Source organism: Pseudomonas viridiflava (assembly GCF_900602065.1).
Taxonomy (GTDB): Bacteria; Pseudomonadota; Gammaproteobacteria; order Pseudomonadales; family Pseudomonadaceae; genus Aquipseudomonas.
Genome location: NZ_UWFN01000265.1, coordinates 285439 through 311079 on the forward strand (window position 1 = coordinate 285439; position 25641 = coordinate 311079).

General features: G+C 58.0%; 21 protein-coding genes. 5 read left to right on the top strand and 16 right to left on the bottom strand.

The window, feature by feature from the left end; translation table 11 throughout:
• Positions 1-120 precede the first annotated feature (120 nt).
• A complete protein-coding gene (gene ppc / locus EE949_RS16420; RefSeq protein WP_122665237.1) occupies positions 121-2757 on the bottom strand; it encodes a phosphoenolpyruvate carboxylase in 2637 nt (878 codons plus the stop codon).
• A gap of 235 nt (positions 2758-2992) precedes the next feature.
• Between ppc and EE949_RS16425 the strand changes: the two genes are divergently transcribed.
• The 3 genes from EE949_RS16425 to EE949_RS16435 all read left to right on the top strand — a co-directional run bounded on the left by EE949_RS16425 (position 2993) and on the right by EE949_RS16435 (position 4862).
• Positions 2993-3331, top strand: coding sequence for a pilin assembly protein (locus EE949_RS16425; RefSeq protein ID WP_122665238.1), 339 nt, complete (start codon positions 2993-2995; stop codon positions 3329-3331).
• Between the two features lie 259 nt (positions 3332-3590).
• The gene (locus EE949_RS16430; RefSeq protein WP_122665239.1) at positions 3591-4019 is read left to right on the top strand and encodes a DUF4398 domain-containing protein; all 429 of its coding nucleotides are present in this window, start codon (positions 3591-3593) and stop codon (positions 4017-4019) included.
• Positions 4020-4079: 60 nt separating this feature from the next.
• Positions 4080-4862 carry an OmpA family protein gene (locus tag EE949_RS16435; RefSeq protein WP_122665240.1) on the top strand — a complete coding sequence of 261 codons (783 nt, stop codon included), beginning with the start codon at positions 4080-4082 and terminating at the stop codon, positions 4860-4862.
• Positions 4863-5021: 159 nt separating this feature from the next.
• On the opposite strand, the gene EE949_RS16440 is transcribed toward EE949_RS16435, so the two are convergent.
• The 15 genes from EE949_RS16440 to EE949_RS16515 all read right to left on the bottom strand — a co-directional run bounded on the left by EE949_RS16440 (position 5022) and on the right by EE949_RS16515 (position 23051).
• The gene (locus EE949_RS16440; RefSeq protein WP_122665241.1) at positions 5022-5351 is read right to left on the bottom strand and encodes a hypothetical protein; all 330 of its coding nucleotides are present in this window, start codon (positions 5349-5351) and stop codon (positions 5022-5024) included.
• Complete coding sequence (locus EE949_RS16445) at positions 5348-6202, bottom strand: alpha/beta hydrolase (RefSeq protein ID WP_122665559.1); 855 nt, start codon at positions 6200-6202, stop codon at positions 5348-5350. The genes EE949_RS16440 and EE949_RS16445 overlap by 4 nt, the downstream gene beginning before the upstream one ends.
• Positions 6203-6398: 196 nt before the next feature.
• Positions 6399-7676 carry a flavohemoglobin expression-modulating QEGLA motif protein gene (locus EE949_RS16450; protein ID WP_122665242.1) on the bottom strand — a complete coding sequence of 426 codons (1278 nt, stop codon included), beginning with the start codon at positions 7674-7676 and terminating at the stop codon, positions 6399-6401.
• 25 nt (positions 7677-7701) lie between these two features.
• Positions 7702-8268: a hypothetical protein gene (locus EE949_RS16455; RefSeq protein WP_122665243.1), complete on the bottom strand. Its 567-nt coding sequence runs from the start codon at positions 8266-8268 to the stop codon at positions 7702-7704.
• A 23-nt stretch (positions 8269-8291) separates the two neighbouring features.
• Positions 8292-9023, bottom strand: coding sequence for a TetR/AcrR family transcriptional regulator (locus EE949_RS16460; RefSeq protein WP_122665244.1), 732 nt, complete (start codon positions 9021-9023; stop codon positions 8292-8294).
• A gap of 416 nt (positions 9024-9439) precedes the next feature.
• A complete protein-coding gene (gene lysS, locus EE949_RS16465) occupies positions 9440-10942 on the bottom strand; it encodes a lysine--tRNA ligase (RefSeq protein ID WP_122665245.1) in 1503 nt (500 codons plus the stop codon).
• Between the two features lie 73 nt (positions 10943-11015).
• Positions 11016-12111, bottom strand: a protein-coding gene (prfB, locus tag EE949_RS16470; RefSeq protein WP_122665246.1) for a peptide chain release factor 2 whose coding sequence is annotated in 2 segments (ribosomal slippage) — positions 11016-12038 and positions 12040-12111 — 1095 coding nt in all. Because the reading frame shifts where the segments join, the coding sequence is not laid out codon by codon here.
• A 988-nt stretch (positions 12112-13099) separates the two neighbouring features.
• A complete protein-coding gene (locus EE949_RS16480) occupies positions 13100-14104 on the bottom strand; it encodes a response regulator (protein ID WP_122665247.1) in 1005 nt (334 codons plus the stop codon).
• Between the two features lie 45 nt (positions 14105-14149).
• Positions 14150-15160, bottom strand: a complete 1011-nt coding sequence (locus EE949_RS16485) for a chemotaxis response regulator protein-glutamate methylesterase (protein WP_122665248.1) — start codon at positions 15158-15160, stop codon at positions 14150-14152.
• Positions 15157-17550, bottom strand: a complete 2394-nt coding sequence (locus EE949_RS16490) for a hybrid sensor histidine kinase/response regulator (RefSeq protein ID WP_122665249.1) — start codon at positions 17548-17550, stop codon at positions 15157-15159. Before EE949_RS16490 ends, EE949_RS16485 begins: the two co-directional genes overlap by 4 nt.
• Positions 17547-18236, bottom strand: a complete 690-nt coding sequence (locus EE949_RS16495; protein ID WP_122665250.1) for a chemotaxis protein CheW — start codon at positions 18234-18236, stop codon at positions 17547-17549. Before EE949_RS16495 ends, EE949_RS16490 begins: the two co-directional genes overlap by 4 nt.
• Entirely contained in the window at positions 18233-19531 is a 1299-nt protein-coding gene (locus EE949_RS16500) for a CheR family methyltransferase (RefSeq protein WP_122665251.1), read from the bottom strand. The genes EE949_RS16495 and EE949_RS16500 overlap by 4 nt, the downstream gene beginning before the upstream one ends.
• Entirely contained in the window at positions 19528-20067 is a 540-nt protein-coding gene (locus EE949_RS16505) for a chemotaxis protein CheW (RefSeq protein WP_122665252.1), read from the bottom strand. The genes EE949_RS16500 and EE949_RS16505 overlap by 4 nt, the downstream gene beginning before the upstream one ends.
• A 9-nt stretch (positions 20068-20076) precedes the next feature.
• Positions 20077-21699, bottom strand: a complete 1623-nt coding sequence (locus EE949_RS16510) for a methyl-accepting chemotaxis protein (protein ID WP_122665560.1) — start codon at positions 21697-21699, stop codon at positions 20077-20079.
• A gap of 614 nt (positions 21700-22313) precedes the next feature.
• On the bottom strand, positions 22314-23051 hold the full coding sequence (locus tag EE949_RS16515; RefSeq protein ID WP_122665253.1) for a tellurite resistance TerB family protein: 738 nt from the start codon (positions 23049-23051) through the stop codon (positions 22314-22316).
• Positions 23052-23269: 218 nt separating this feature from the next.
• On the opposite strand from EE949_RS16515, the gene ydcS reads away from it, so the two are divergent.
• Positions 23270-24421, top strand: coding sequence for a putative ABC transporter substrate-binding protein YdcS (ydcS, locus tag EE949_RS16520; RefSeq protein WP_122665254.1), 1152 nt, complete (start codon positions 23270-23272; stop codon positions 24419-24421).
• A gap of 179 nt (positions 24422-24600) precedes the next feature.
• On the top strand, positions 24601-25641 hold the full coding sequence (locus EE949_RS16525) for an ABC transporter ATP-binding protein (RefSeq protein WP_122665255.1): 1041 nt from the start codon (positions 24601-24603) through the stop codon (positions 25639-25641).

The following is a 25641-nucleotide window of genomic DNA, read 5'->3' on the forward strand; positions in this document are numbered from 1 at the left end:
CGGTCAGAGGTAGCAGAGTGTGGGATTGGTTCAGGTGGCTTGAGTCAGCTAAAAGCACGCAAGTCATTGATGCTAATGGCGCACAGGCAATTAGCAGTGCGCCATTAACGGACACGCTGGTTAACCGGTGTTACGCAATCCGGCGGCGATACCGGCTACAGACACCAGCAGCGCCTGTTCCAGAGGACTGTCCAGACTTGCCTCGCGATTGCGTGAGCGTGCAAGCAGCTCCGCCTGAAGCAGATGCAGCGGATCCAGATAGGTGTTGCGCAGACTGATGAACTCCAATGTCTCGGGACTGTGAGCCAGCAGTTGCGATTGCCCGGTCAGGCCCAGCACCACGGCGCAAGCCTGCGACAATAGGTCGCGCAAATGCGTACCTAAATGTTGCAATCGTGGCTCCACAAGACGCTGATCGTATAACTGGGCAATATCGTGGTCAGCCTTGGCAAGAACCATCTCCAGCATGTCGATCCGGGTGCGAAAAAACGGCCAGTGTTCACGCATCTGCGCCAACAGCTCACCTTCGCAGCGCTCCAGCGCCTTGTTCAAGGCTGCCTCCCAGCCGAGCCAGGCGGGCAACATCAGACGCGTCTGAGTCCAGGCAAAAATCCACGGGATCGCCCGCAGACTCTCGACCCCGCCTTCCCTGCGCTTGGCCGGGCGACTGCCCAAAGGCAAACGCCCAAGTTCCTGCTCGGGTGTGGCCTGCCTGAAGTATTCGACGAACTCCGGATGCTCACGCACCACGGCACGGTAAGCGTTGACGCCGTCGGCGGCCAGGCTGTCCATCATGTCTCGCCATGCCGGCTCCGGCGGTGGTGGTGGCTGCAACGTGGCTTCCAGTACGGCAGCAAGGTAGAGATTCAGGTTTTGTTCAGCGATGTCAGGCAAGCCGAACTTGAAGCGGATCATCTCGCCCTGCTCCGTCGTGCGGAAACGTCCCGCGACCGAACCCGGTGGCTGCGACAGAATCGCCGCGTGGGCCGGACCGCCCCCACGCCCTACAGTGCCGCCCCGGCCATGAAACAGCAGCAGCTCGACTTGCTGGGCACGGCAGATATCCACCAGTTTTTCCTGCGCCCGATACTGCGCCCAGGCCGAGGCGGTGGTGCCGGCATCCTTGGCGGAATCGGAATAGCCAATCATGACTTCTTGCGGGCCGTGCAGACGCGAACGATAGCCTGGCAAGCTCAACAATTGCTCGATCGCAGGCCCGGCGTTGTCCAGGTCCGCAAGGGTTTCGAACAGCGGCACGACGCGCATCGGACGCTGCAAACCAGCCTCCTTGAGCAACAGTTGCACCGCCAGTACATCCGATGCGGCACCGGCCATGGAAATCACGTAGGACCCCAATGACGCGGCGGGCGCAGAAGCTACCTCACGACAGGTTGCCAGCACTTCGGCGGTGTCTGCTGCCGGTTTGAAATGGGCAGGCAGCAACGGACGTCGGCTGTTGAGTTCTTTCAAGAGGAAATCGACACGCGCCTGTTCATCCCAGTCCTCGTAACGACCGAGCCCGAGGTAGTCGGTGATTTCGGTCATGGCCGACTCATGCCGACTGGAGTCCTGACGCACATCAAGGCGTACAAGGAACAGGCCGAACGTCACCGCACGACGCAGGCAATCGAGCAGCGGACCATCAGCGATCACGCCCATGCCGCATTCATGCAACGACTGGAAGCACAGCATCAGTGGGCCAAGCAGGTCACGATTGTCGTGCAGCACGTTGTCCGGTGCAGGTTGAGTCACCGCAAGCGATGCCTGAGCCCAGTTCCGGGTCGCCCGCAGACGCTCGCGCAGTTGCTTCAGAACGGCACGATAAGGCTCGGCGTTGTCACCCGCACTGGCGCGCAATGCGTCACTGGCTTGTTGCATCGACAATTCGGCAGCCAGTTGATCAACATCACGCACGTACAAGTCCGCTGCCATCCAGCGAGCCAGCAACAGCACTTCGCGAGTCACTGCCGCGGTGACATTCGGGTTGCCGTCACGGTCGCCGCCCATCCAGGAAGCGAAACGAATCGGTGCAGCTTCCAGCGGCAGATGAAAGCCGGTAGCCGCATACAACGCATGATCAGCCTTGCGCAGATAATTGGGCACGGCATGCCAGAGTGAATGCTCGATAACGGCAAAGCCCCACTTCGCCTCATCGACTGGCGTTGGACGTGTGCGGCGAATTTCTTCAGTGTGCCAGGCCTCGGCGATCAGGCGCTGCAAACGTTCGGTGATCTGCTCGCGCTCGGTGCTGCTCAAATCCCGGTGATCGAGGGCAGCCAGTTGCGCGGCGATGGCGTCGTATTTCTGAATCAGCGTGCGACGCGCGACTTCAGTGGGGTGCGCGGTCAGAACAAGCTCGATTTCCAGCTTGCCCAATTGCCGCGCCAGCGCTTCGGGAGTCTGTCCGGCAGCCTTGAGGCGATCGAGCAGTTCAGGCAAGACACGAGACTCGAACGGCTGAGGCTGTGAATCGTCGCGACGCCGGATCAGTTGATATTGCTCGGCAATGTTCGCCAGATTGAGGAACTGATTGAATGCCCGGGCGACGGGCAATAACTCATCTTCGGCCAGGCCGTCGACGCTGGAAGTGAGTTGCTCGGTCCCCTCCGCCGAACCCCTTCGACCCGCTTTGGCGCCCTTGCGAATACGTTCGATCTTGTCGAGAAACTCACCACCGCGCTGCTCACGAATGGTGTTCCCCAATAGCTCCCCCAGCAGGTGTACATCTTCGCGTAAGCGCGCATCGATATCAGCCATCGTCCTTTTCCCCCACTGTCTTTTTGTATGGGTGCAGCCAGCCAGTGAACGTCGCTACTGAACAAGCGTGCAGAAATCTGATCTACCCCTTGTCTACCAACAGTGCACCAAAATCATTGAGCACGCCAAATCCCTGTGAGTAAACCGGTTTGCAATAACCCGACTAATCTCATTCCCGAGCCATGGCTCAGTACTCAAGCAGACCTGCCGCAGGCGGGTAAATGAAGAGGCCCTTATGAAAATCCGTGAGCTTGCCACCCATTGGGAAGAGAACGCCAAAGGACGGCTGACCAAGACCCAATATGCGATTCACCTGGACATGGAGTCCGCTGCACGCCTTAGCGCACTGACCGAAATGTACCCCAAACATCATCCTGAAGAGTTACTGGGCGAGCTGATTGGCGCCGCGCTGGAAGAGCTTGAAACCAGCTTCCCTTACGTCAAGGGTCAGCATGTAGTGACCACCGATGAAGAGGGTGATCCGATTTACGAAGACGTCGGCCCGACCCCGCGCTTCCTTGCCCTGTCACGGCGTTACCTGCATGACTTATCCGCGAAACAGGACGCTGAGTAACACCCGGTTTCCGGCTCTCGCCTGACTCGAAACGACCTGGCATTTGCCTGCCGGGATCGTTTTTTCACACGATTCGTTCCCCTGTTCGACTAATGAATTGACGTCAAAAAAAAGCTGAACTATTCAAAAAGCGCATGTGTCCGAGCCATTAGCCATTACAGAAAAGCCTACGGATAGCTAACGGCGCAGCCCCACGCTACCTCGCACGCTTCAGGCCAACGACTGTCATGGAACACCCAAGATTTTCAGGAGTTACATAATGGAGTCGAACACGATGAACACGCTTACTGCCAACACCAAGTCCAAAGGTCTGCGCGGCCTGAAACTGACCGCACTGGCACTGGGTGCCAGCTTCGTCCTCGCTGGTTGCGCTGGTAATCCGCCGACCGAGCAGTACGCCGTGAGCCAGTCTGCCGTTAACAGTGCCGTCAGCGCCGGTGGCACCGAGTACTCCGCCGTAGAAATGAAATCGGCACAAGACAAGCTCAAGCAAGCGGACCTCGCCATGCAGGAGCAGAAATACGACGAAGCACGCCGCCTGGCTGAACAAGCTGAGTGGGACGCCCGTGTAGCGGAGCGTAAGTCCCAGGCAGCCAAGGCCGAAAGAGCCGTGCAGGACGCCCGTCAAGGCGTCAACGAACTACGTGAAGAAGGCCTGCGTCAGGTGCAACCGGCACCGGCCCAGTAACCAGCGTTGCAAGCAACGTTTTTCATGCATTTCGAATTCGATTTAAAGGACGAAACTATTATGCGTAAACAAGTGATGATCCCTGCCCTGCTGGCCATGAGTGTTGCACTGGCCGCTTGCTCGACACCGCCAAACCAGAATCTGGAACAGGCACGCACCAATTTCTCGGCTCTGCAGACCAACCCGCAGGCTACTAAAGTCGCGGCGCTGGAAACCAAAGACGCCAGCGACTGGCTGGACAAGGCTGACGCAGCCTATCGCAACAGCGAAGACGAGAAGAAAGTCGACCAACTGGCTTATCTGACCAACCAGCGCGTTGAAGTGGCCAAGCAGACTATTGCCCTGCGCACCGCTGAAGAAGAACTGAAAGGCGCTTCCGCACAGCGTGCTCAAGCCCGTCTGGATGCTCGTGACGCTCAGATCAAAGCCCTGCAAAGCAGCCTGAATGCCAAGCAGACCGAACGCGGCACTCTGGTGACTTTCGGCGACGTGCTGTTCGATCTGAACAAGGCTGAACTGAAGTCCAGCGGTCTGGTTAACGTTAACCAGCTGGCGACTTACCTGCGTGACAACCCGGATCGCAAGGTAATCGTTGAAGGCTATACCGACAGCTCGGGTTCCGACTCTTACAACCTGTCCCTGTCCGAGCGCCGCGCTAATTCCGTTCGTATGGCACTGGTGAAAATGGGCGTTGATCCATCCCGCGTAGTTTCCCAGGGTTATGGCAAGGAATACCCGGTTGCTGACAACAGCAGCGCTTCGGGCCGCGCCCAGAACCGTCGCGTGGAAGTGACCGTTTCCAATGACAACCAGCCGGTAGCACCGCGTTCGTCGATCAAATAAATCGCTGACGCTGTAAACCGAAAGCCCGGCCTGTGAAAACAGGCCGGGCTTTTTGTTGTTTGTCGTCACCTGTAGGAGCTGCCGAAGGCTGCGAATGGATCCCCATGACACACCGCTTTCGCAGCCTCCGGCAGCTCCTACAGAGGAAATCGATACGCGTTAAGGCTGGAGCTGCTGTGGCGTCTCCTGCCCCACACAGCGCACCGCCTGCTTCTTGCTGTTGATCAGCACACCCGATAACCCTTTCTGCGACGTATCGAACAGCACCAGCACGCCATCAATGCACTGGGCGACTTCTGCGGCAGGGGTGGCGGCGACTTTGTAGTCCTCACCCGGCACTGTCTTGATCATGGTGAAATCATTGAGCAACAGCGCATCTTCAGGCTTGGCAAAATGCAGATAGCCGTAATACCAGAGCGTGCCGACGGTGACGAAGATGGTGCAAATGCCGGTGATGATCAAAGGGATAGCGTTGCGTTCTTCAGTCATTGCGGTTCTCGGGCGTTTCTTTTTTCGGAGGGCACGGGGTAGTTCGGCACTTCGGCCAAACGACGCAGGCCATTGAAGTGCTGTGGGTCTTCCAGATAACGGACCATCACCTGACGCCAGGTGGGATCAGCAAATGTCTGGACATGCCCACCACGGGTCAACTGCAGCACCCGCGGTGGTGGCGCGGCTCGATAAAGGCTGATGCCGTTGTCGAGCGGCACCAGGGTGTCGTCGAGACTCTGGAAAATCAGCATCGGCGTACCCGCCAGCTGTGGCAGGCCGTTGATGGCGCTGTCTGAGTCGGGAATCAACCATGACAGCGGCGTTTTGAGCGGCCAGGTCAGCCATGACGTACCCAGGGTGTAACGGGCTACATCGCGATAACTGGCGGGTGTGCCGTCGAGGATCAACGCCTTGATCCGCGAGCGCTGCTGCGGCTGCTCAGCCAGATAGTGTACGGCCAGTGCTCCGCCGATACTTTGCCCAAGCACTACCAGCGGTTTGTTCTGCACTTCAGGGGCTTTGTTCAGCCAGTCGAATGCCGCATCCACGTCCTGATAAATCGCAGGCAGGCTGGGCTCCCCTTGGGATAAACCATAGCCGCGATAGTCCAGGATCAAGACCTGATAACCCTGCTCGGGCAGCCACCAGCTACCGCCCAGATGCCAAGCGAGGTTACCGCCGTTGCCATGCAGGTGCAGCACCGTGCCTTTGACCTCAACGCCCTCTTTTGCCGGCAACCACCAGGCATGCAATTGCGTACCGTCAGCAGCGGTAAGCGTCACATCGCGATATTGCAGGTGGGCTTTTTCAGGGGTAAACGGCAGGCCTGGTTCCGGGTAAAACAGCATCGAACTGCAACCGGTGAGAGAGAGGAGCAGCGCGAGGGATATCAGGAACTTCAAGCGGGATTCCTTTTGTTTTCTTGATGCGGCTCTGATCAATAAAATACATTTCCTGTAGGCGCTGCCGAAGGCTGCGATCGGATTCCAATGACACACCGCCTTCGCAGCCTTCGGCAGCTCCTACACAGGATCGGTGGTGGCGCTACAGGATGTTCGAATAATCCGCTTCGATCCGGTCCAGGCTCAGGTGGTTCAAGAAGTTCGAGAAACACATCCAGGCCGACAGGGCATTCATGTCCCTGAACTGTTCCGGCAGGTACTTGGGCGGTACGACCAGTCCCTCATCAACCAGTTGACGCAGGGTACGCATGTCCTCAAGGGTGGTTTTGCCACAGAACAGCAGCGGCACTTGCTCCAGCTTGCCCTTGCGCACGGCGAGCTGAATATAGTTGTAAACCATGATGAAACCTTTGAGGTAGGACAAGTCTTTGGTGAATGGCAGACCATTGGGCACCGAACCGCGGAAAACCCGACTGGCATTGCCGTAGCTCTCAGACATGCCAAAACCTTGCTCACGATAGAACTCGAACACCTGAAGGAAATCAGCACCCTCCTCGGCCATGTGAATGGCGCGCGTGCGGTTGGTCAACTTGCGCAGACGACTCGGATAGGAGGCGAAAGCGATGACCTCCATGAGGATAGCCAGGCCCTCCTGCGTCACTGTCGACGACGGTGGTCCTTTCGAAAGAAAGGTACAGATCGGCTGATTCTGGCCATTGAGGGTGGTGCCTACATGCACTAGGCCTTCATGGACTTCCAGCGCGCGAACGTCTCGTTCGTTGAACATCGCATCGCTGCGGATCTTGATGTAATCGGCACCCGCCGCTGCGTCGGCCACAATACCGTCAGACTCGAATACGCGGATGGTCTCTTCGGCCTCGCCAAAGACTTTGTTCAAGCGACTTTGCAGCAACGATACCGCGTCCTTGGCGGTCAGGATTTTTGGTTCGTCCTTGAGGTCACCGCGTCCGGCAATATTGTTGAGGTAGTCGGAGAGCATCAAGCCCAGGTCGGCCAGGGTGGGGTCACCGGCATGAAACGCGTCAGATGCCGCGCCGTAAAGCTCTTGGGAAATCAGACCGAAATCAGCCGTCCCACGGGCTTCGAGCATGCGCACCACCATGCGGTACTCCTTGCACATGCGACGCATGATCTGACCAACAGGGTTGAACTGACCCAACTGCCGGGTGATGTCGCGCTCGATATTCTGGAATTCGAGCTTCACTTCGGAAGAGTCAAAACCCAGCGGTCGATTTTCATAGTAAGCGCGGTCCACTGCCGGTAGCGCTTTACCCTTGGCCGCAAGAAAGTCCTTGCGCACCGTATCGTCCCACTTCACCGCATCCAGAACCCGGATCGGCGTCTGCGCTGCGACGATACGGTCCGACAACGTTCGAATAGTCTGCTGGTACTCGTCCACCCACTGCTCCTTAGTTGGCCAAGCCTTAATTGGTTGGGCGTGTGCCCTGCTTCGGCAGTCGCTGGTAACGCGCCACCTCAAGGAAAACGTCGGAATTGGCCGGATCGTTCAGGTAGCTGAAGACCTCATCCAGCGGGCTGGTGATTAACAGCCCCTCGCCTTTTCCGGCTGGCACTTTTTCGCCAGTCAGTGCCTTTTGCTCAACCCACTGCGTGAAACGATCCAGATCAAGGTTGTAGACCACAAGCTCGCCACTTTCTGCCAACTCGAAGCCAGCCATCACAAAATGACCGCCGTCTTTGGTCGGTAATCCTGCAGACAAATACCATCGACTGCCGTGCCTTGAGACCGTAAACGCATATGCATCGCGGTTCTTGCGATCCCCCTTACGATAGCTCAGAGCCTTGTATTCGTTGTCACCTGCCCGGCTTATTTCCAGTTCGAGTGGCTCGCCCCAGGCATTCTTGCTCGTCCAGGTCCCCAGTAGCTGCGAAGGCGCAGCCTCGCGAGCAGGGATCGGATCCTTGAAGGTCACCAGACACCCACTCAACAGCAGAAACGACAAGGCGACGCACAGACGCCAGGCTTTCATTGGCTACTCCCCAGAGGGGTTTGTCACTCGTCAACCGGCTTGGTGGTACCCAGTACCAGGTGCATCTGGCGAGTGAGAATACCGAGGTTTTCTTCGTCCGCGTCAGGCTGCGCGCCATGTAGTAGCCCCTGATATTCCATCCGGCACATTATCCCCGTCAACACTTGAGCGTCCTGAAGTGGCTGAACCGAGCCCATGACCTGCAAAAGCCGGCAGGCGCCTTGCAGGAGAATATCCTGATGGGCATTAACCAGCCGGGCCAGTCTCGGGTTGAGCAGTGCTTCGCAATGGAAAGCATATTCGGCAATCAGAAAATCGCGTCGGGTTGCAAGCTGGTGACGAATGTACTCCATGGCCATCAGCGCGATTTCGTCGGCCAGACGCGCACGGCCGACAGGCGTGCCGTCAGTGCGCGCAACCATTTCACGCAACCTGACCTCAGTGCTCTCCCAGAGCTTGGCCATATAGTTAGCGCTGCGCTCGACGTACTGGGAAAAGGCATCGGTGAGCAGGTCATCGATATCCTTGAAGTAATAAGTAGTGGCCGACAACGGCACGCCTGCTTCGGCAGCGACTGCCCGGTGCCGCACGGCGCGCACGCCGTCGCGGACCACAATGCGCATGGCGGCATCGAGAATATCCTGCCTGCGTTGTTCGCTGCCCTGGCGACTTGCCTTGCGCCCGCGGTACTCGACACTTTGCACCACGGCGCTAGCGGCACCAGCGGCTCCATTTTGAGCAATAGAACGGGTCACGACGGTTCTTTCCTTTTGCTTAACAACTCATTTTCTGTAATGACTCACAGCATTGCGATTGCGGTGGATCAGCCAAAACCTTATCGCAGCCTTCGCGTTGCGAGTGCGGTCTTATCAACCACTATGCAAACAACTGAATTGGAATGCATTCCTGTAGGAGCTGCCGAAGGCTGCGAAGCATTCATCCTGCAATACCTCTATCGCAGCCTTCGGCAGCTCCTACAAGTGCAATGTTCGCCACGTGCCAGCGCGTTGCCATGCTCACCGTAAGAGCTCTTGGGGTTACCAAGGCGCTGTTTCCAGCTTGCCTTTCCGGTTCAAATGTAAACCAACATGACTGAACTGAAGCTTTCAGACGCTCAATCGTCACGCAAAAAAAAGCCGCCCATCACAGGCGGCTCGTTTTTTCACATCACTTACGCTTGCGGGCGCATGTGCGGGAAGAGGATCACGTCGCGGATCGACGGTGCGTTGGTCAACAACATCACCAGACGGTCGATACCGATACCTTCACCGGCAGTCGGCGGCATGCCGTATTCCAGCGCACGCACGAAATCTGCGTCGTAGTGCATGGCTTCGTCATCGCCCGCGTCCTTGTCGGCCACCTGGGCCTGGAAGCGCTCAGCCTGATCTTCCGCATCGTTCAACTCGGAATAGGCGTTGGCGATTTCACGGCCGCCAATGAACAGCTCGAAACGGTCAGTGACGTTCGGGTTGTCATCGTTGCGACGTGCCAGCGGCGACACTTCGAACGGGTATTGAGTGATGAAGTGCGGCTGCTCCAGCTTGTGCTCGACCAGCTCTTCGAAAATCATCACCTGCAGTTTGCCCAGACCTTCGAAGCCCAGCACCTTGGCGCCAGCTTTCTTGGCAATGGCACGCGCCTTGTCGATGTCTTGCAGGTCTGCAGCGGTCAGATCCGGGTTGTACTTGAGGATCGAATCGAACACCGACAGACGCACAAACGGTTCGCCGAAGTGGAATACCTTGTCGCCGTAGGGCACATCGGTAGTACCCAGAACCAGTTGAGCCAGTTCGCGGAACAGCTCCTCGGTCAGGTCCATATTGTCTTCGTAGTCCGCGTATGCCTGATAGAACTCAAGCATGGTGAACTCAGGGTTGTGACGGGTCGAGACGCCTTCGTTACGGAAGTTGCGGTTGATCTCGAACACTTTCTCGAAGCCGCCAACCACCAGGCGCTTCAGGTACAGCTCAGGCGCGATACGCAGGAACATTTCCATGTCCAGCGCATTGTGGTGAGTTTCGAACGGCTTGGCTGCGGCACCACCTGGAATGGTTTGCAGCATCGGCGTTTCGACTTCCAGGAAGTCACGCTTCATCAGGAAGCTGCGGATGTGAGCGATGACTTGCGAACGCACACGGAACGTGTCGCGTACGTCTTCGTTGACGATCAGGTCAACGTAGCGCTGGCGATAGCGCTGTTCGGTGTCGGTCAGGCCGTGGTGCTTGTCCGGCAGCGGGCGCAGGGACTTGGTCAGCAGACGCACGCTGGTCATTTCAACGTACAGGTCGCCCTTGCCCGAACGCGCCAGGGTGCCTTCGGCTGCGATGATGTCGCCCAGGTCCCAGGTTTTCACTGCGGCCAGGGTTTCTTCCGACAAAGTCTTGCGGTTGACGTAGACCTGGATGCGACCGGTCATGTCCTGAATCACCATGAACGAGCCACGGTTGAGCATGAGGCGACCGGCAACCTTGACCGGGATCGCCGCTTCAGCCAGCTCTTCCTTGGTCTTGTCCACGTACTGCTTCTGCAGATCATTGCAGTAGCTGTCGCGGCGGAAGTCGTTGGGGAAGGCCTGCCCCTTGGCGCGCTCGGCAGCAAGCTTTTCCTTGCGCAGGGCGATCAGGGTGTTTTCTTCCTGTTGCAGGGCTTGCGGGTCGAGTTGTTGGTCGCTCATGTCTTTAGATTTTCCATCACAGGTTCGTTGCCCCCGCGCTTGCACGGGGGTCTTGTAGATCGAGGCTGACGGGTTACAGCCCTTGTTTGAGGCTCGCGATCAGGTACTCGTCGAGATCGCCATCCAGCACTTTGTCGCAGTCGCTGCGTTCGATGTTGGTCCGCAGATCCTTGATCCGCGAGGCGTCCAGCACGTAGGAACGGATCTGGTGACCCCAGCCGATATCGGACTTGGTGTCTTCCAGCGCCTGGGAAGCGGCGTTGCGTTTCTGCACTTCCTGTTCGTACAAGCGCGCCCGCAACATTTTCATCGCGGTGTCTTTGTTGGCGTGCTGGGAGCGTTCGTTCTGGCAGCTCACCACAGTGTTGGTCGGTACGTGAGTAATCCGCACGGCCGAGTCAGTGGTGTTTACGTGCTGACCACCGGCACCGGACGAGCGATAGGTATCGATACGCAGGTCCGACGGGTTGATGTCGATTTCGATGTTGTCGTCGATTTCCGGAGAAACAAAGACCGCCGAGAACGAGGTGTGGCGGCGGTTGCCGGAGTCAAACGGGCTCTTGCGCACCAGACGGTGCACGCCGATTTCAGTGCGCAACCAGCCAAAGGCGTATTCACCCTTGATGTGTACAGTGGCGCCTTTGATACCGGCGACTTCACCTGCAGACAGTTCCATGATGGTTGCATCGAAACCGCGCTTGTCAGCCCAGCGCAGGTACATGCGCAGCAGGATGTTGGCCCAGTCCTGTGCTTCGGTACCGCCGGAACCGGCCTGGATATCCAGGTAGGCGTTGTTAGGGTCCATTTCGCCGCTGAACATACGGCGGAATTCAAGCTTCTCAAGCGACGCACGCAAGCGCTCGACTTCGGCAGCCACGTCATCGACGGCAGCCTGATCTTCTTCTTCAGCGGACATCAGCAGCAGGTCTTTGGCATCAGCCAGACCGGAGGACATTTCGTCCAGGGTTTCTACGATCTGCGCCAGCAGGGAGCGCTCACGCCCCAGTTCCTGAGCGTAGGCCGGGTTGTTCCAGACATTTGGATCTTCGAGCTCGCGGTTAACTTCGGTCAGACGATCATGTTTGTGATCGTAGTCAAAGATACCCCCGAATGGTTTCGGAGCGCTCGGACAGGTCCTTGATGCTGTTTAGGATCGGGTTGATTTCCATGGTGGGCAGCACTCGCAGGCGAAATTTTCAAAGCCGGTGAGTATACCCGAGTGAACGGAATGAAGGCAGTCCGTTGGGCAGTGGTTTGGCGTGAAAGCCACTGATGGGGAGTGATATCTGCAAATTCTGCGGTGATCTTATCGCGGCATAGGTCTACACATCTTTCATGCATCGATCGTGTACATATCCGTTATAGCGGTGATGGCTGATATTCGTTGCGCTTTTACAGCGCCTCACTTTTGAAAGCGCAAAAGTAAGCAAAAGGCTCTTGCCCCACCACTCGGCACCTCGCTGTCGCTCGGTGTACCCGCCCGCAGATCCTGAACCGTGGGCCGCCGCAATGGGCCATCCATGGCCCGGTGCGGCTAACCCAGCGTCCTGCCGGGTTGCCCACGGTTCAGAATCTGCGTTCGGCCAGCGTGGTTTAACGGGGCGCCCAAGATCAAAATCAAAAGCACGGCGGCCTGACAGCCGACCTGATGCGTGAACTTTCCGGGTTTCTGTAGGAGCTGCCGAAGGCTGCGAAGCGGTGTGCCAGACGTCGAATGCGTTGGCTGTGGTGACGTCTCGCGAACAAGTTCGCTCCTACCGGTCCGAGGCGCTATCGCGGTTTTCGCTCTGCTTTTGATCTGCTTTTGATTTTGATCTTAGGCGCCCCGTTAAACCACGACGGCCGGAATTCGATATTGCTGCGTGGGGCAAACCGGCAGGGATGCCGGTTTAGCCGCCTCAGGCCATGGATGGCCGGTGGCGGCGGCCCCACGCAGCAATGTCGGATTACGGGTATGCCGAGCGACAGCGAGGTACCCAGTGGTGGGGCAAGAGCGTTTTGCTTACTTTTGCGCTTTCAAAAGTGAGGCGCTGTAAAAGCGCAACCAATATCAGCCATTAACGCGGTAACGGATATGTACACAAAATGCTTTGAAAGATGTGTAGATATCCATGCGTGGATAACGTTACCGCGATGTCGGCAGTTTTGTAACTCTCCCTACGCCACCGAAACCTGATTACGCCCATTATGCTTGGCCGCATAAAGCCCCTTGTCAGCCTCCTGAATCAACTGACGGCTGTTGCTGCCCGGCTGAGGAACGATGGTCGAGACGCCAATACTGACGGTCAACGACGAGCCCGGTGTGGGTGCGATATGCGGGATGTTCATGCCCGCGACCGTCATGCGCAGCTTCTCGGCCAACAGGCGGGCGCCGCCCGGCGACGTGCTCGGCAGCACCAAAGCAAACTCTTCGCCACCATAACGCGCAGGCAAGTCCGACGGCCTTGCTGAGCTGGCGCGAATGGCCTTGGCGACCTGGCGCAACGCTTCGTCCCCTTCAAGGTGGCCGAAGTTGTCGTTGTAGGCCTTGAAGAAATCGACGTCGATCATCATCAACGACAGCTGCGTCTGATCACGTGTCGCACGACGCCATTCCAGCTCCAGGTACTCGTCGAAATGACGACGATTGGACAGCCCGGTCAAACCGTCAGAGTTCATCAGGCGCTGTAGCACCAGGTTGGTGTCGAGCAACTGCTGCTGGCTCACGCGCAAGGCGCGATAGGCTTCGTCGCGTTGCAGAAGGGTCATGTAGGAACGGGAGTGATAGCGAATGCGCGCCACCAGCTCGATAGTGTCCGGCAGCTTGACCAGGTAATCGTTGGCCCCGGCAGAGAACGCCGCGCTCTTGATCATCGGGTCTTCTTTGGTCGAAAGCACGATGATCGGGATGTCTTTGGTCAGCGGATTATTGCGGTACTCGCGCACCAGCGTCAGGCCGTCCAGGCCCGGCATGACCAGATCCTGCAAGATGACGGTAGGCTTGATCTGAATAGCCTGAGCGATGGCCTGATGCGGATCGGCGCAGAAATGGAAGTCGATGCGCTCTTCGTTGGCCAGGCCGCGTCTGACCGCTTCGCCGATCATTGCCTGGTCATCGACCAGCAGCACCATGGCCGAGTTTTCGTCATCTGGCTGGAAGGAGTCCAGCTGCAAGTCATTCATTAAAGAACTCCTGATCAACACCTGAAGGTGAACCCACCAGAATACTCATGGGGCGAACACCTCTTTCAAGCGCATCGAAATAGTCTCCAGCGGTCTGATCTCAACCGCCGCATCAATTGCCGCAGCCGCTTTGGGCATGCCGTACACCGCACAGGACTGCTGATCCTGTGCGATGGTCAAATAACCTTGCTGACGCATGAGCTTGAGGCCTTGAGCCCCGTCGCGTCCCATGCCCGTCAGCAAAACACCGACCGCATCTCCGGTCCAGTAACGCGCCACACTTTCAAAAAAAACATCGATTGAAGGCCGGTAGATTTCATTGACCGGCTCCGCTGTGTAGGCAAGCGTACCGTTCTTGAGTAAACGGATATGGTGGTTGGTACCCGCCAGCAACACGGTGCCCGGACGTGGTGGTTCACCTTCCTGGGCCAACCGCACCGGCAGCCCGGACGCGGTGCTGAGCCATTCAGCCATGCCGGCAGCGAACACCTGGTCTACATGCTGCACCAACACAATGGCCGCCGGGAAATTCACCGGCAACCCTTTCAATAACTGCTCCAGCGCGGCAGGACCACCCGCCGATGAACCGATGGCCACCAATTGCTGACGCTGACCGCCTGCGCGCTGCGGTGAGGCGACGACCGTTTCAGAACGCTGCTCCGGGCGCACCAACCAGCCAATATTAAGGATCTTGCGCAGCAGCGGTGCCGCTGCATCCCGGGGGTTGCCCGCGCCGATGGCAGGCGTATCGACAACATCCAGCGCGCCATGCCCCATGGCTTCAAAGACGCGGTGCATATTCTGCTGCCGATCTACTGTAACGATGACGATGGCGCAAGGCGTTGCCGCCATGATTTGCCGGGTCGCTTCGACGCCGTCCATGATCGGCATGATCAGGTCCATCAGAATGACGTCCGGGGTCAATTCGGCACATTTACGCACCGCTTCTGCCCCATTGCCCGCAACCCACACCACTTCATGCGCAGGCTCCAGGGCCACCGCCCGGCGCAAGGCCTCGACTGCCATAGGCATGTCATTGACGATCGCGATTTTCATGCCTGAGCATCTCCAATCAATTCAGCAACAGCGTCGAGCAGCGCATCGTCATGAAAGCTGGCCTTGGCCAGATAGTAATCGGCCCCCGCATCCAGACCACGACGGCGGTCTTCTTCGCGATCTTTATAGGAAACAACCATCACCGGCAGGGACTGCAATCGAGTGTCCCTGCGCACAAGCGTGACCAGTTCGATACCGTCCATGCGGGGCATGTCGATATCCGTAATGAGCAAATCGAAATCTTCTGCGCGCAATGCATTCCAGCCATCCATACCGTCCACGGCAACGGCCACTTCGTAGCCGCGATTGACCAGTAACTTGCGCTGCAACTCACGCACCGTCAACGAGTCGTCGACCACCAGCACGCGTTTACGCAATATGGCGTCAGCCTGGCGATTACGCCGATCAATACGTTCAAGACGTCCGGTGTTAAGCAGCTTCTCCACCGACCGGAGCATGTCTTCGACGTCGATGATCAGTACCACCGAACCGTCATCAAGCAAGGCACCCGCGGAGATATCCTGCACCTTGCCAAGCCGTGGATCGAGGGGCAGAACCACCAGCGTACGCTCACCGATAAAACGTTCGACGGCAACGCCATACACCGCATCACGCTCGCGTATCACCACGACCTTAAGCACGCCTTCGGTGTTCTGGCTCGCAGGCCGGTGCAGCAACTGGCTGGCGGCAACCAGCCCGACGTGTCGTCCTTCGTGCCAGAAGTGCTGACGCCCTTCCAACTGAACGATATCATCGCTGTGCACATCGCTCATGCGTTCGATATGCGCTAGCGGGAAGGCATACGCTTCGCCGCCGACCTCCACCACCAGGCTGCGCACCACCGACAGGGTCAACGGGACTTCCATCACGAACCGGGTGCCATGGTCCGCCTGTTGCTGGGCGACAACTACGCCGCGAAGCTGACGAACCATGTCATGGACTGCATCAAGGCCGACGCCACGCCCGGAAATCTCGGTAACTTTGTCTTTCAGGCTGAAACCCGGCAGAAACAGAAACGTCAGCAGCTCTTCCTCACTCAACTGCGAAGCCGTTTCAGCGGGCGACAGCTGGCGCTTGATGATATTGCTGCGCAGCCGCTCAAGGTCAACGCCGCCGCCGTCATCACTCAGTTCTACCTGCAACTGACCGGCCTGATGCGACGCTTTGAGACGGATCAGGCCTTCCGCCGGCTTGCCCGCAGCAAGCCGAAGTTCGGGCAATTCGATGCCATGATCCACGGCGTTACGCAGCAAATGGGTCAGCGGCGCTTCAAGCTTCTCCAGCACGTCGCGGTCAACCTGGGTTTTTTCGCCTTCGATTTCCAGGCGAACCTGCTTGCCCAACTCACGTCCGAGGTCACGCACCATGCGCGCCTGCCCGGCGAGCACATCGGCAAAGGGGCGCATGCGGCAAGCCAGTGCTGTGTCATAAAGCTCCTGCGCTCGCTGCCCCGCGACCCAGCCAAACTCATCCAGCTCGGCGGTCTGGTTCACCAGCATTTGCTGAGCGTCTGCCAGTAAGCGACGCGCTTCGTCCAACGCCTTTTGCGCATCAGGACCAAGGCCGACCTCACCAAAGGTAGCTTCCAGATCATCCAGCGCACGACTACTGCTGCTCTGAATCCGCTTGAGGCGCTGCATGTTGGCCAGGTAAGGCTTGATGCGCTGCGTTTCGACCAGCGACTTGCTCGACAGATCCAGCAAGCTGTTAAGGCGCTCGGCAGTGACTCGCAGAACCCGCTCACCGCCCTCCGATGCCCGACGATTGCGTCGCATGGCAGGTGCAGGGGCTGGCTCAGCAAGGTTTTCTTCGGCAGATGTATCCGGAACTGAATCTGACGGGGCCGTAAAACCCGAAGGCGGGTTTTGCGCAGGAATGTCCAGCGCGAGCAACGGATCAAAACCGGAAGGCGCCGATTGAGTCAGCGCCATCGCGCTTGCCAACAAGGCATCATCAGCGGAAGGCGTCAGTAACGTCGTTCCGCGCACCACCCCGCTGCCCTGCGCCATCAGGGTATTCATGCGCTCCACGTACGCGTCGATATCGGCTTGCGCAACATGACTCACGCCAGGCGTTGCGATGCGCATCAACAGGTCGGTGCCCTGCAACAAGGCGTCGATATGTTCAGGCTGAAGGTACAGACGTCCCTCTTGAGCGCTGACCAGACAATCTTCCATCACATGAGAAACGCTGACACCGAAATGGACGCCGACAATACGCGCTGCGCCTTTAAGCGAATGAGCAGCGCGCATGCAGGCTTCCAGGTGATCGGCCTGGGTCGGGTCACGCTCAAGTGCCAGCAAACCTGCGCTCAACACTTGAGTCTGGGCTTCGGCCTCAAGGGTGAACAGTTCGAACAGCGAGGCATCGCGCATTTCATCTGGCGTCATGAAAGGCTCCGATTGACCGCCGACAACAGTTGTTCTTCATCAAGCAAACGCAGGCTGTAATCCTTCCATTGCAAGACGCCTCGGGTAAAGCGGGCATTGGCGTGCGTGCCGGAACTCGAAGCCGAATCCAGCAGGTGCTCTTCAATGGCATGAATACCGTGAACTTCATCCACGGGCACCACCACCGGCCCACCCTCTGCAGCCACAATCAGCATACGCGGCATGATCCGGCCAGATTGCGCAGGCGCACCGGTCGAATCCAGCCCCAGCAATTCCACCAGCGACAGGCAGGCGACCAGGGCGCCACGCACGTTGGCCACGCCGAGCAAGGCCCGAGAGCGCTGATGCGGCAGCGAGTGAATGATTTGCAACGGCGCGATCTCTATCAGGCAACGGGTGGGGAAACCGAGCCACTCCTCGCCCAGACGGAAAACCAGAATGGAGCGAGTCTTGGTCTCGACCTGAAGATCGGCGCCCTGCGTGTAATCACGATCATCACGCGTCAGCGCATAACGATCCAGCAACGTCGTGGCAGCCGCCGCATAGACCGGGCAGTTACGGCAATGAATGTGTTCCACCAGCAGCGGGCAAGACCGGTCGCCATGGATCCCGATGCGGTTCCAGCAATCATCAATGGCTTGGGCATCTTCGTGAATGAAGCTCGAATAGCTGTAGATTCTGCTCATCGCGGGCTACCTTGCTTGTTCACGCTGCGGGCCGCACGCTCATTGAGTCGACGTGCGCCAGCGCTGTCACCCTGAGCAGCCAGCAATGCTGCAAGCTGCGCCAGCGCTTCCGGGTGCTGCGGTTGTAAATAAAGCGCCTTGCGATAGAAACCCTGCGCCTGGGCAATGCCACCCTCGACCTCGCTGAGCAACCCTAACCAATAAAACACCTGCGCCACCGGCTCATGACTTTTCAGAAAGCGCTCACACGCAGCGCGTGCTTCAACGCTTTTGCCTTCATTGGCCAGGCTGGCGATGGTGGCCAGCAACGTCGCAATATCGTCTTTGCCAGTTGCCGCAGCGCTGCCCCCCGACGCCACAGGGCTTGAACGCTGCGGGGTCGCAAGCGACGCCGTAACTGGCCGTGGAGGAGGACGCGGCACGCTTCGAGCGGAAAAACCTGGCGGCACCAATCCGCTGCGCGGCATGGGTGCCGCAGGTGTTGCGACATCGACTTGAGGCTCTATGTAATGGCTGAAGGCAAAGGTCTGAGGTATGCCTATGGAGCGCATGCCCATGCGCGTCAACAAGCTGCCTTCAGCGGGTCCGATAAACAGAATGCCGTCATCACGGGTCAGGCGCTTAAGCACCTCGAACACATGCTTCTGCGTGGCCTGATCAAAATAGATCAGCAAGTTGCGACAGAACACGAAGTCGTAGGGGGTCTGGTTCATCAACGCCGGATCGAGCAGGTTCCCGGCGCGAAAACTGATTCGTTCGCGGATGCGGTCCTGTAGCTCAAAGCCGTCTTCGGTCGCATTGAAATAACGATCACGAAAGGAAATGTCGTCACCGCGAAACGAGTTCCTGCCATACACACCGCGTTGCGCACGCTGGATCGATATCGGGCTGATGTCCATCGCGTCGATCGCGAACTGCTGAGCCAGAGCACCGGCGTCAAACAGAGCCATCGCAATCGAGTATGGCTCCTCACCGGTTGAGCACGGCAAGCTGAGGATACGAATCGGCCGCACGCTGTTCAGCTCGGCGATGCGCGCCTTGGCGAGATTGCCTAAAGAAACAAAGGATTCGGGATAGCGAAAAAACCAGGTTTCGGGAACGATCACTGCTTCAATCAGCGCCTGCTGTTCGTCCGTCGAAGACTGCAGCAGATGCCAATAGTCGTCACTGTCTGCGGCCTTGGTCGCCAGATAGCGCTGACGTATGGCGCGCTCGACGATGGCTTCGCCGATAGAAGCCACGTCCAGACCAATGCGATCTTTGAGGAAACTGAAGAAGCGCGCCTCACGACTCATGGCACCTCCCCTATAAACTCGAACTCAGAAGGCTGCGCCGGATAAAGCAATTCACGCACCTGATCACTGAGCAGATCTTGAATACCGATCCACTGCACCAGCCCGGAGGCGTCCTCACGCACCGGCCCCAGATAAGCAGCATCGGGGTTGTCCAGCCCGTAATCCCTGAACTCGTCTGGCGCGCATCTGAGCATGTCAGTGGCTTGTTCGATAATCAGCCCGAGCAAGCGTTTCGGTTGCCGGGCATCGACCCGATAATGCACCAGCACCAATCGCGTACTGGTGCGCGACCTGGCGCTCTGACCAAACGCCAACGCGGCCAGGTCGATGACCGGAATCATCTGCGCACGATGGGCCAGTATGCCTGCCACCCAGTGTGGAGCCCGGGCAATGACCTTGAGAGGCAGACGAGGCAATACTTCGGCGATTTCCACCGCCTCAAGGGCGTAACGTTCATCGCCGATACGAAACAGCAGGAACAGCCTGTTCTTCGGGGCTACCGAAGAACTGCCGCGACTGACCGAGAGCTCGCTCATAGTCGGTACTCAGACTTTGAAACGCGAGACGCCGCTGCGCAAACCGACCGCCACCTGACTCAACTCATCGATGGCAAAACTGGCCTGACGCAAGGATTCCACAGTCTGGCTGCTGGCGTCGCCCAGTTGAACGAGCGCCTGGTTGATCTGCTCGGCACCGGTTGCCTGAGCCTGCATGCCTTCGTTGACCATCAGCACACGAGGTGCGAGCGCCTGTACCTGATGAATAATCTGCGTCAGCTGCTCGCCCACTTGAGTGACTTCGAACATGCCACGACGGACTTCTTCGGAAAACTTGTCCATACCCATCACGCCAGCAGATACCGCCGACTGTATCTCACGGACCATCTGCTCGATATCGTAGGTGGCCACGGCTGTCTGGTCAGCCAGGCGGCGCACTTCGGTCGCAACCACGGCAAAACCACGGCCATACTCACCGGCTTTTTCCGCTTCAATAGCCGCGTTCAACGACAGCAAGTTGGTCTGATCGGCGACCTTGACGATGGTCACCACCACTTGGTTGATGTTGCCTGCTTTCTCGTTAAGGATTGCCAGCTTGGCATTGACCAGATCGGCAGCGCCCATCACCTGATGCATGGTGTCTTCCATGCGCGCCAGCCCCTGCTGGCCGGAACCGGCGAGAATAGAAGCCTGATCGGCAGCGCTGGTGACTTCAGTCATGGTGCGCACCAGATCACGTGAAGTCGCTGCGATTTCCCGCGACGTCGCACCAATTTCAGTGGTGGTGGCAGCGGTTTCAGTGGCGGTCGCTTGTTGCTGCCGAGAGGTGGCAGCGATCTCGGTGACCGAGGTCGTGACCTGTACCGAAGAACGTTGCGCCTGAGAAACCAGACCGGTCAATTCGGTCATCATGTCGTTGAAGCCGGTTTCCACGGCACCGAACTCGTCTTTGCGATCGAGGTTGAGCCGCTTGCTCAGGTCGCCGGTACGCATGGTTTCAAGAATGCTGACGATGCGCTGCATCGGCGACATGATCGAGCGCATCAGCAGCAGCCCGCATGCGGTGGCGGCAATGATCGCAATGAGTAAAGAAAGACCCATGCTGATCTTGGCAGCAGTCACGGCGGAGACGATTTCGTCCGTCGCCTGATCGGCCACTTTCTTGTTGATGACAATGATGTCGTTCAGTTGCTTACGCCCTTGAGACCATACGGGCCGCGTCTGGTCGTAAAACTCTGATTTGGCTTTTGCGTAATCACCACGTTGAAAATTGGTATGAACATCGTTAAGCAGCCGCGTGTAGGTCTCACGCTGACGCTCGAAGTCAGTAAAGTTGGCCTTGTCGGCATCATCAAAAATAGTTTGTTTGTAGTTATCGACCTGCTGCTGAAGGCGAGCTTCGAAGTCGTTGAACTGATCTTTTTCCGGTGCCGTCAGCTCGCGGCCCTGCCCTTCACCGATCAGCTCCAGAGTACGGATATAACTTTCGCCCCACGCACTGCGCAACAAGGTGCTGTAGTAAACGCCGGGCAATGCATCGAGGCGAACTTCCTCTTCACTGGACTGGATCGCTAACAGGCGGGAAAACGAGACGACAACCATCAAGAGCATGATGGCGATAATTACGGCGAAACTCGCCAAAATCCGTTGGCGTAAGGTCCAGTTCTTCACGGTCATCCCTCAAGAGTTCAACACCGGATTTCACGCCGGGTTCAAGAAGCGGACCGACGAACGGCCCAACGCGGCCTGAGTATAGCCCAGCCTCTTACGAACTAAGGGGGTTGTTTCAGAGATAAATTAGGGTTATTCCCGCCAACCTTTGAGAATTTTCTTACAGGGCCGAAATATCCGAATGAATGCAGGGGAAATTGGGGGTGATGCAGATGCAGGTTTTGCGCCGCTGATCCTGAATGTCGTCAACTGACGACCTGAACGCTCTTGATTAAGATTGTGATGTTGTTTTTTCGCTTCAGCTATTCAGAGCCGGGCAACAACTTTGAACACGCCACCAAATTAGCGTCGGAAGGCTGAGTGGAGGTGCCGTGGTGTGGGTCGCTCGGCATGGATGCCGAGCGAGCGCCGTTGGGCCATGGATGGCCCGTCGGCGCGTGCCCACACCACGGTGCCGGAACGAAGGAACCCCTGCGAAGCAGGGGCCGTACGTCAGCGCGAATGGTTTTGGTTACTTTTGACGAAACAAAAGTGACCCGGCCGCCAGGACGGAACCGGACTTGGCAGCGCCATACATACAACTGCCTTCAACGCATTCAATTCACTATCTGCTTTTAAACCTGCGCCTGACGCACCTGTATCTCCAGCTCCGCCTTCAAAGCCGGTGCCAGCTTGAGTTGACGGGCCAGTTCGTCCAGATACGCGCGCTCCATGAAATGCTCTTCATCAACAAGCATCACACTGGCGATATACATCTCGGCCGCCATCTCAGGCGTCTTGGCAGCGCGGGCGACTTCGGCCGGGTCCAGAGGTTTGTGAAGCTCGGCATGAAGCCAGTGCTGCAACTCCTGATCACCCGTCAGCTTGGTGAATTCACCTTCGATCAACTCACGCTCGCGCTCGTCGACATGACCGTCAGATTTGGCCGCTGCCACCAGCGCACGCAGGATTGCCTGACTGTGCTCCTCGACCTGCTCAGGTGGCAGACGATCAATCGTTTGCGGCTCGCCCTGCGGTGCAGAACCCTGCTTGGCTTGCCAGTTGCCATACGCTTTATAGGCAATCACGCCCAACGCCGCCAGGCCGCCATACGTCAGTACTTTACCGCCGACTTTGCGGGCGCCCTTGCTGCCCATCAGCAAGCCCATGGCACCTGAAGCCAGTGCCCCGCCACCCGCGCCTGACAACAGACTGCTCAAACCACCGCCACCTGCACCGCCCAGCAAGCTGCCAAGACCGCCAGCGGCAGAAGACTTTTTGCCACCTTGCTGATGCCCTGCACCACCGGCCTTGTTCTGCAGCATTTCCTGGCCGGATTTAAGAAGTTGGTCCAGTAAGCCACGCGTGTTCATGGAAAGCCTCCACAGACTTATTCGTTTGGTTAGGTATTGGCCAGAGTAAAACGAAGTGTGTCGGGGCTGTTGTCGGGTGTGCTTCTGGATGTTGCAACGCGACCGGCGCTCCTGCACATTAGCCAAACACTAATAAGCAATAAGCCCCGCAGCTTCGTCGTTGTTGCGCTACACCTGTTGATTACTGCCCCGATCATAATTAAATAAGAGGGATTCTGATGTCAGCACATACCACCGCACTCCTGAGCGCAGCGATCAGCGCATTGATTGCCAGCGCCAGCTTGCAGGCAGCCGAAACATTCAAGACCGTCGGTGATGGTGAAGGCCAACTGGATATAGTTGCCTGGCCCGGCTACATCGAGCGCGGCGAGAGCGACAAGGCTTATGACTGGGTTACCGGGTTCGAGCAACAAACCGGCTGCAAGGTCAACGTAAAGACGGCGGCCACCTCTGACGAAATGGTCAGCCTGATGACCAAGGGTGGTTACGACCTGGTGACGGCCTCCGGCGACGCTTCTTTACGCCTGATCGCAGGCAAACGCGTTCAACCCATCGACCCGCAACTGATCCCGAACTGGAAAAACCTCGACCCGCGTCTCAAGGGCGGCCCTTGGTACGTGGTTGATCAGCAAACCTTCGGTACGCCCTACCAATGGGGCCCGAACGTGTTGATGTACAACACCAACGTGTTCAAGGTTCCGCCTATCAGCTGGAGTGTGGTTTTCGAGGCACAGGAGTTGCCCGACGGTAAATCCAACAAGGGCCGGGTCCAGGCCTACGACGGGCCAATCTATATGGCCGACGCAGCGCTGTATCTGAAGTCCGCCAAGCCCGAGCTGGGTATCGTCGATCCGTACCAACTCACCGAAACGCAATACGCAGCGGTGCTCGACTTGCTGCGCAAACAGCAGCCGTTGATCCATCGCTACTGGCATGACGCGACGGTCCAGATGAGTGACGTGAAAAACGAAGGCGTGGCAGCCTCCAGCTCCTGGGGCTACATGGTCAACGGCTTGAAGGCAGACAAACAACCCGTCGATTCGACCATCCCCAAAGAAGGCGCCACCGGCTGGGCCGATACCACCATGTTGCATGCTGAGGCCAAGCACCCTAACTGCGCCTATAAGTGGATGGACTGGTCGTTACAACCGAAAGTCCAGGGCGACATTGCCGCATGGTTCGGCTCCCTGCCTGCGGTGCCCGAAGCGTGCAAGGCCAGTGACCTGCTCGGCCCTCAAGGCTGTGCGACCAACGGCTTCGATCAATTCGAGCACATCGCCTTCTGGAAAACGCCGCAATCCGAAGGCGGCAAGTACGTCCCTTACAGCCGCTGGACCCAGGACTACATTGCGATTATGGGCGGCAGGTAATACCTCGCTGTCGCGAGCAAACGGGGGCCTGTAGGAGCGCGCTTGCCCGCGATGGCGTCAGCACAGGCAATACATTCGTCGACTGAAAGAGCGAATCGCGGGCAAGCGCGCGCCTACAAATGCCCGCTTGCTGCGCGACGACGAAGTTTCTGAAGGCACTCACTCACCGGAGTTCCACCATGCCCCTTGCAGTCCAGTTCACCAATGTGTCCCGACAGTTTGGCGAGGTGAAGGCCGTCGACGCCGTTTGTATCGAGATTAAGGACGGGGAATTTTTCTCTATGCTGGGGCCTTCCGGCTCGGGCAAAACGACGTGTCTGCGTTTGATTGCCGGATTCGAGCAGCCTGACACGGGTTCAATCCGCATCCACGGTGAAGAAGCCACCGGATTGCCGCCCTATCAACGCGACGTGAACACAGTGTTTCAGGACTATGCGCTGTTCCCCCATATGAATGTGCGGGACAACGTCGCCTATGGGCTGAAAGTAAAAGGCGTCGCCAGGCACGAGCGTTATGCCAAAGCCGATGAGGCCCTGACCATGGTCGCGCTGGAGGGTTACGGCGAGCGCAAGCCAGTACAGCTTTCGGGTGGCCAACGCCAGCGTGTGGCTCTGGCCCGGGCGCTGGTCAATCGCCCCAGAGTATTGCTGCTGGATGAGCCCCTTGGCGCACTGGACTTGAAGCTGCGTGAACAGATGCAGGGCGAACTGAAAAAACTCCAGCGCCAACTGGGCATTACCTTCATTTTCGTCACTCACGACCAGACCGAGGCACTGTCGATGTCAGACCGGGTTGCGGTATTCAACAAAGGTCGCATCGAACAGGTCGATACGCCGCGTAATCTGTACATGAACCCCGCGACGCGCTTTGTTGCCGAGTTTGTCGGCACCTCCAATGTGCTGCATGGCGATCTCGCTGCGCAATTGAGTGGTAGCCCCCAGCCCTTCTCGATTCGCCCGGAACATATCCGTTTCGCCGAGGGCCCGTTGGCCAGCCATGAGGTTGAAGTCCACGGACTGTTGCACGACATTCAGTACCAGGGCAGCACCACCCGCTACGAGCTGACGCTGGACAGCGGACAGCGTCTCAATGTCAGTCGGGCCAACAGCCAATGGCGGGATGACGGCTCGCCCTATGAAACAGGTCGACGGCTGCAGGTGCGATGGTCTCGCGAAGCAATGGTCGTCCTCAGGGACATGCCTGTGAACGCAGGTTCGTGA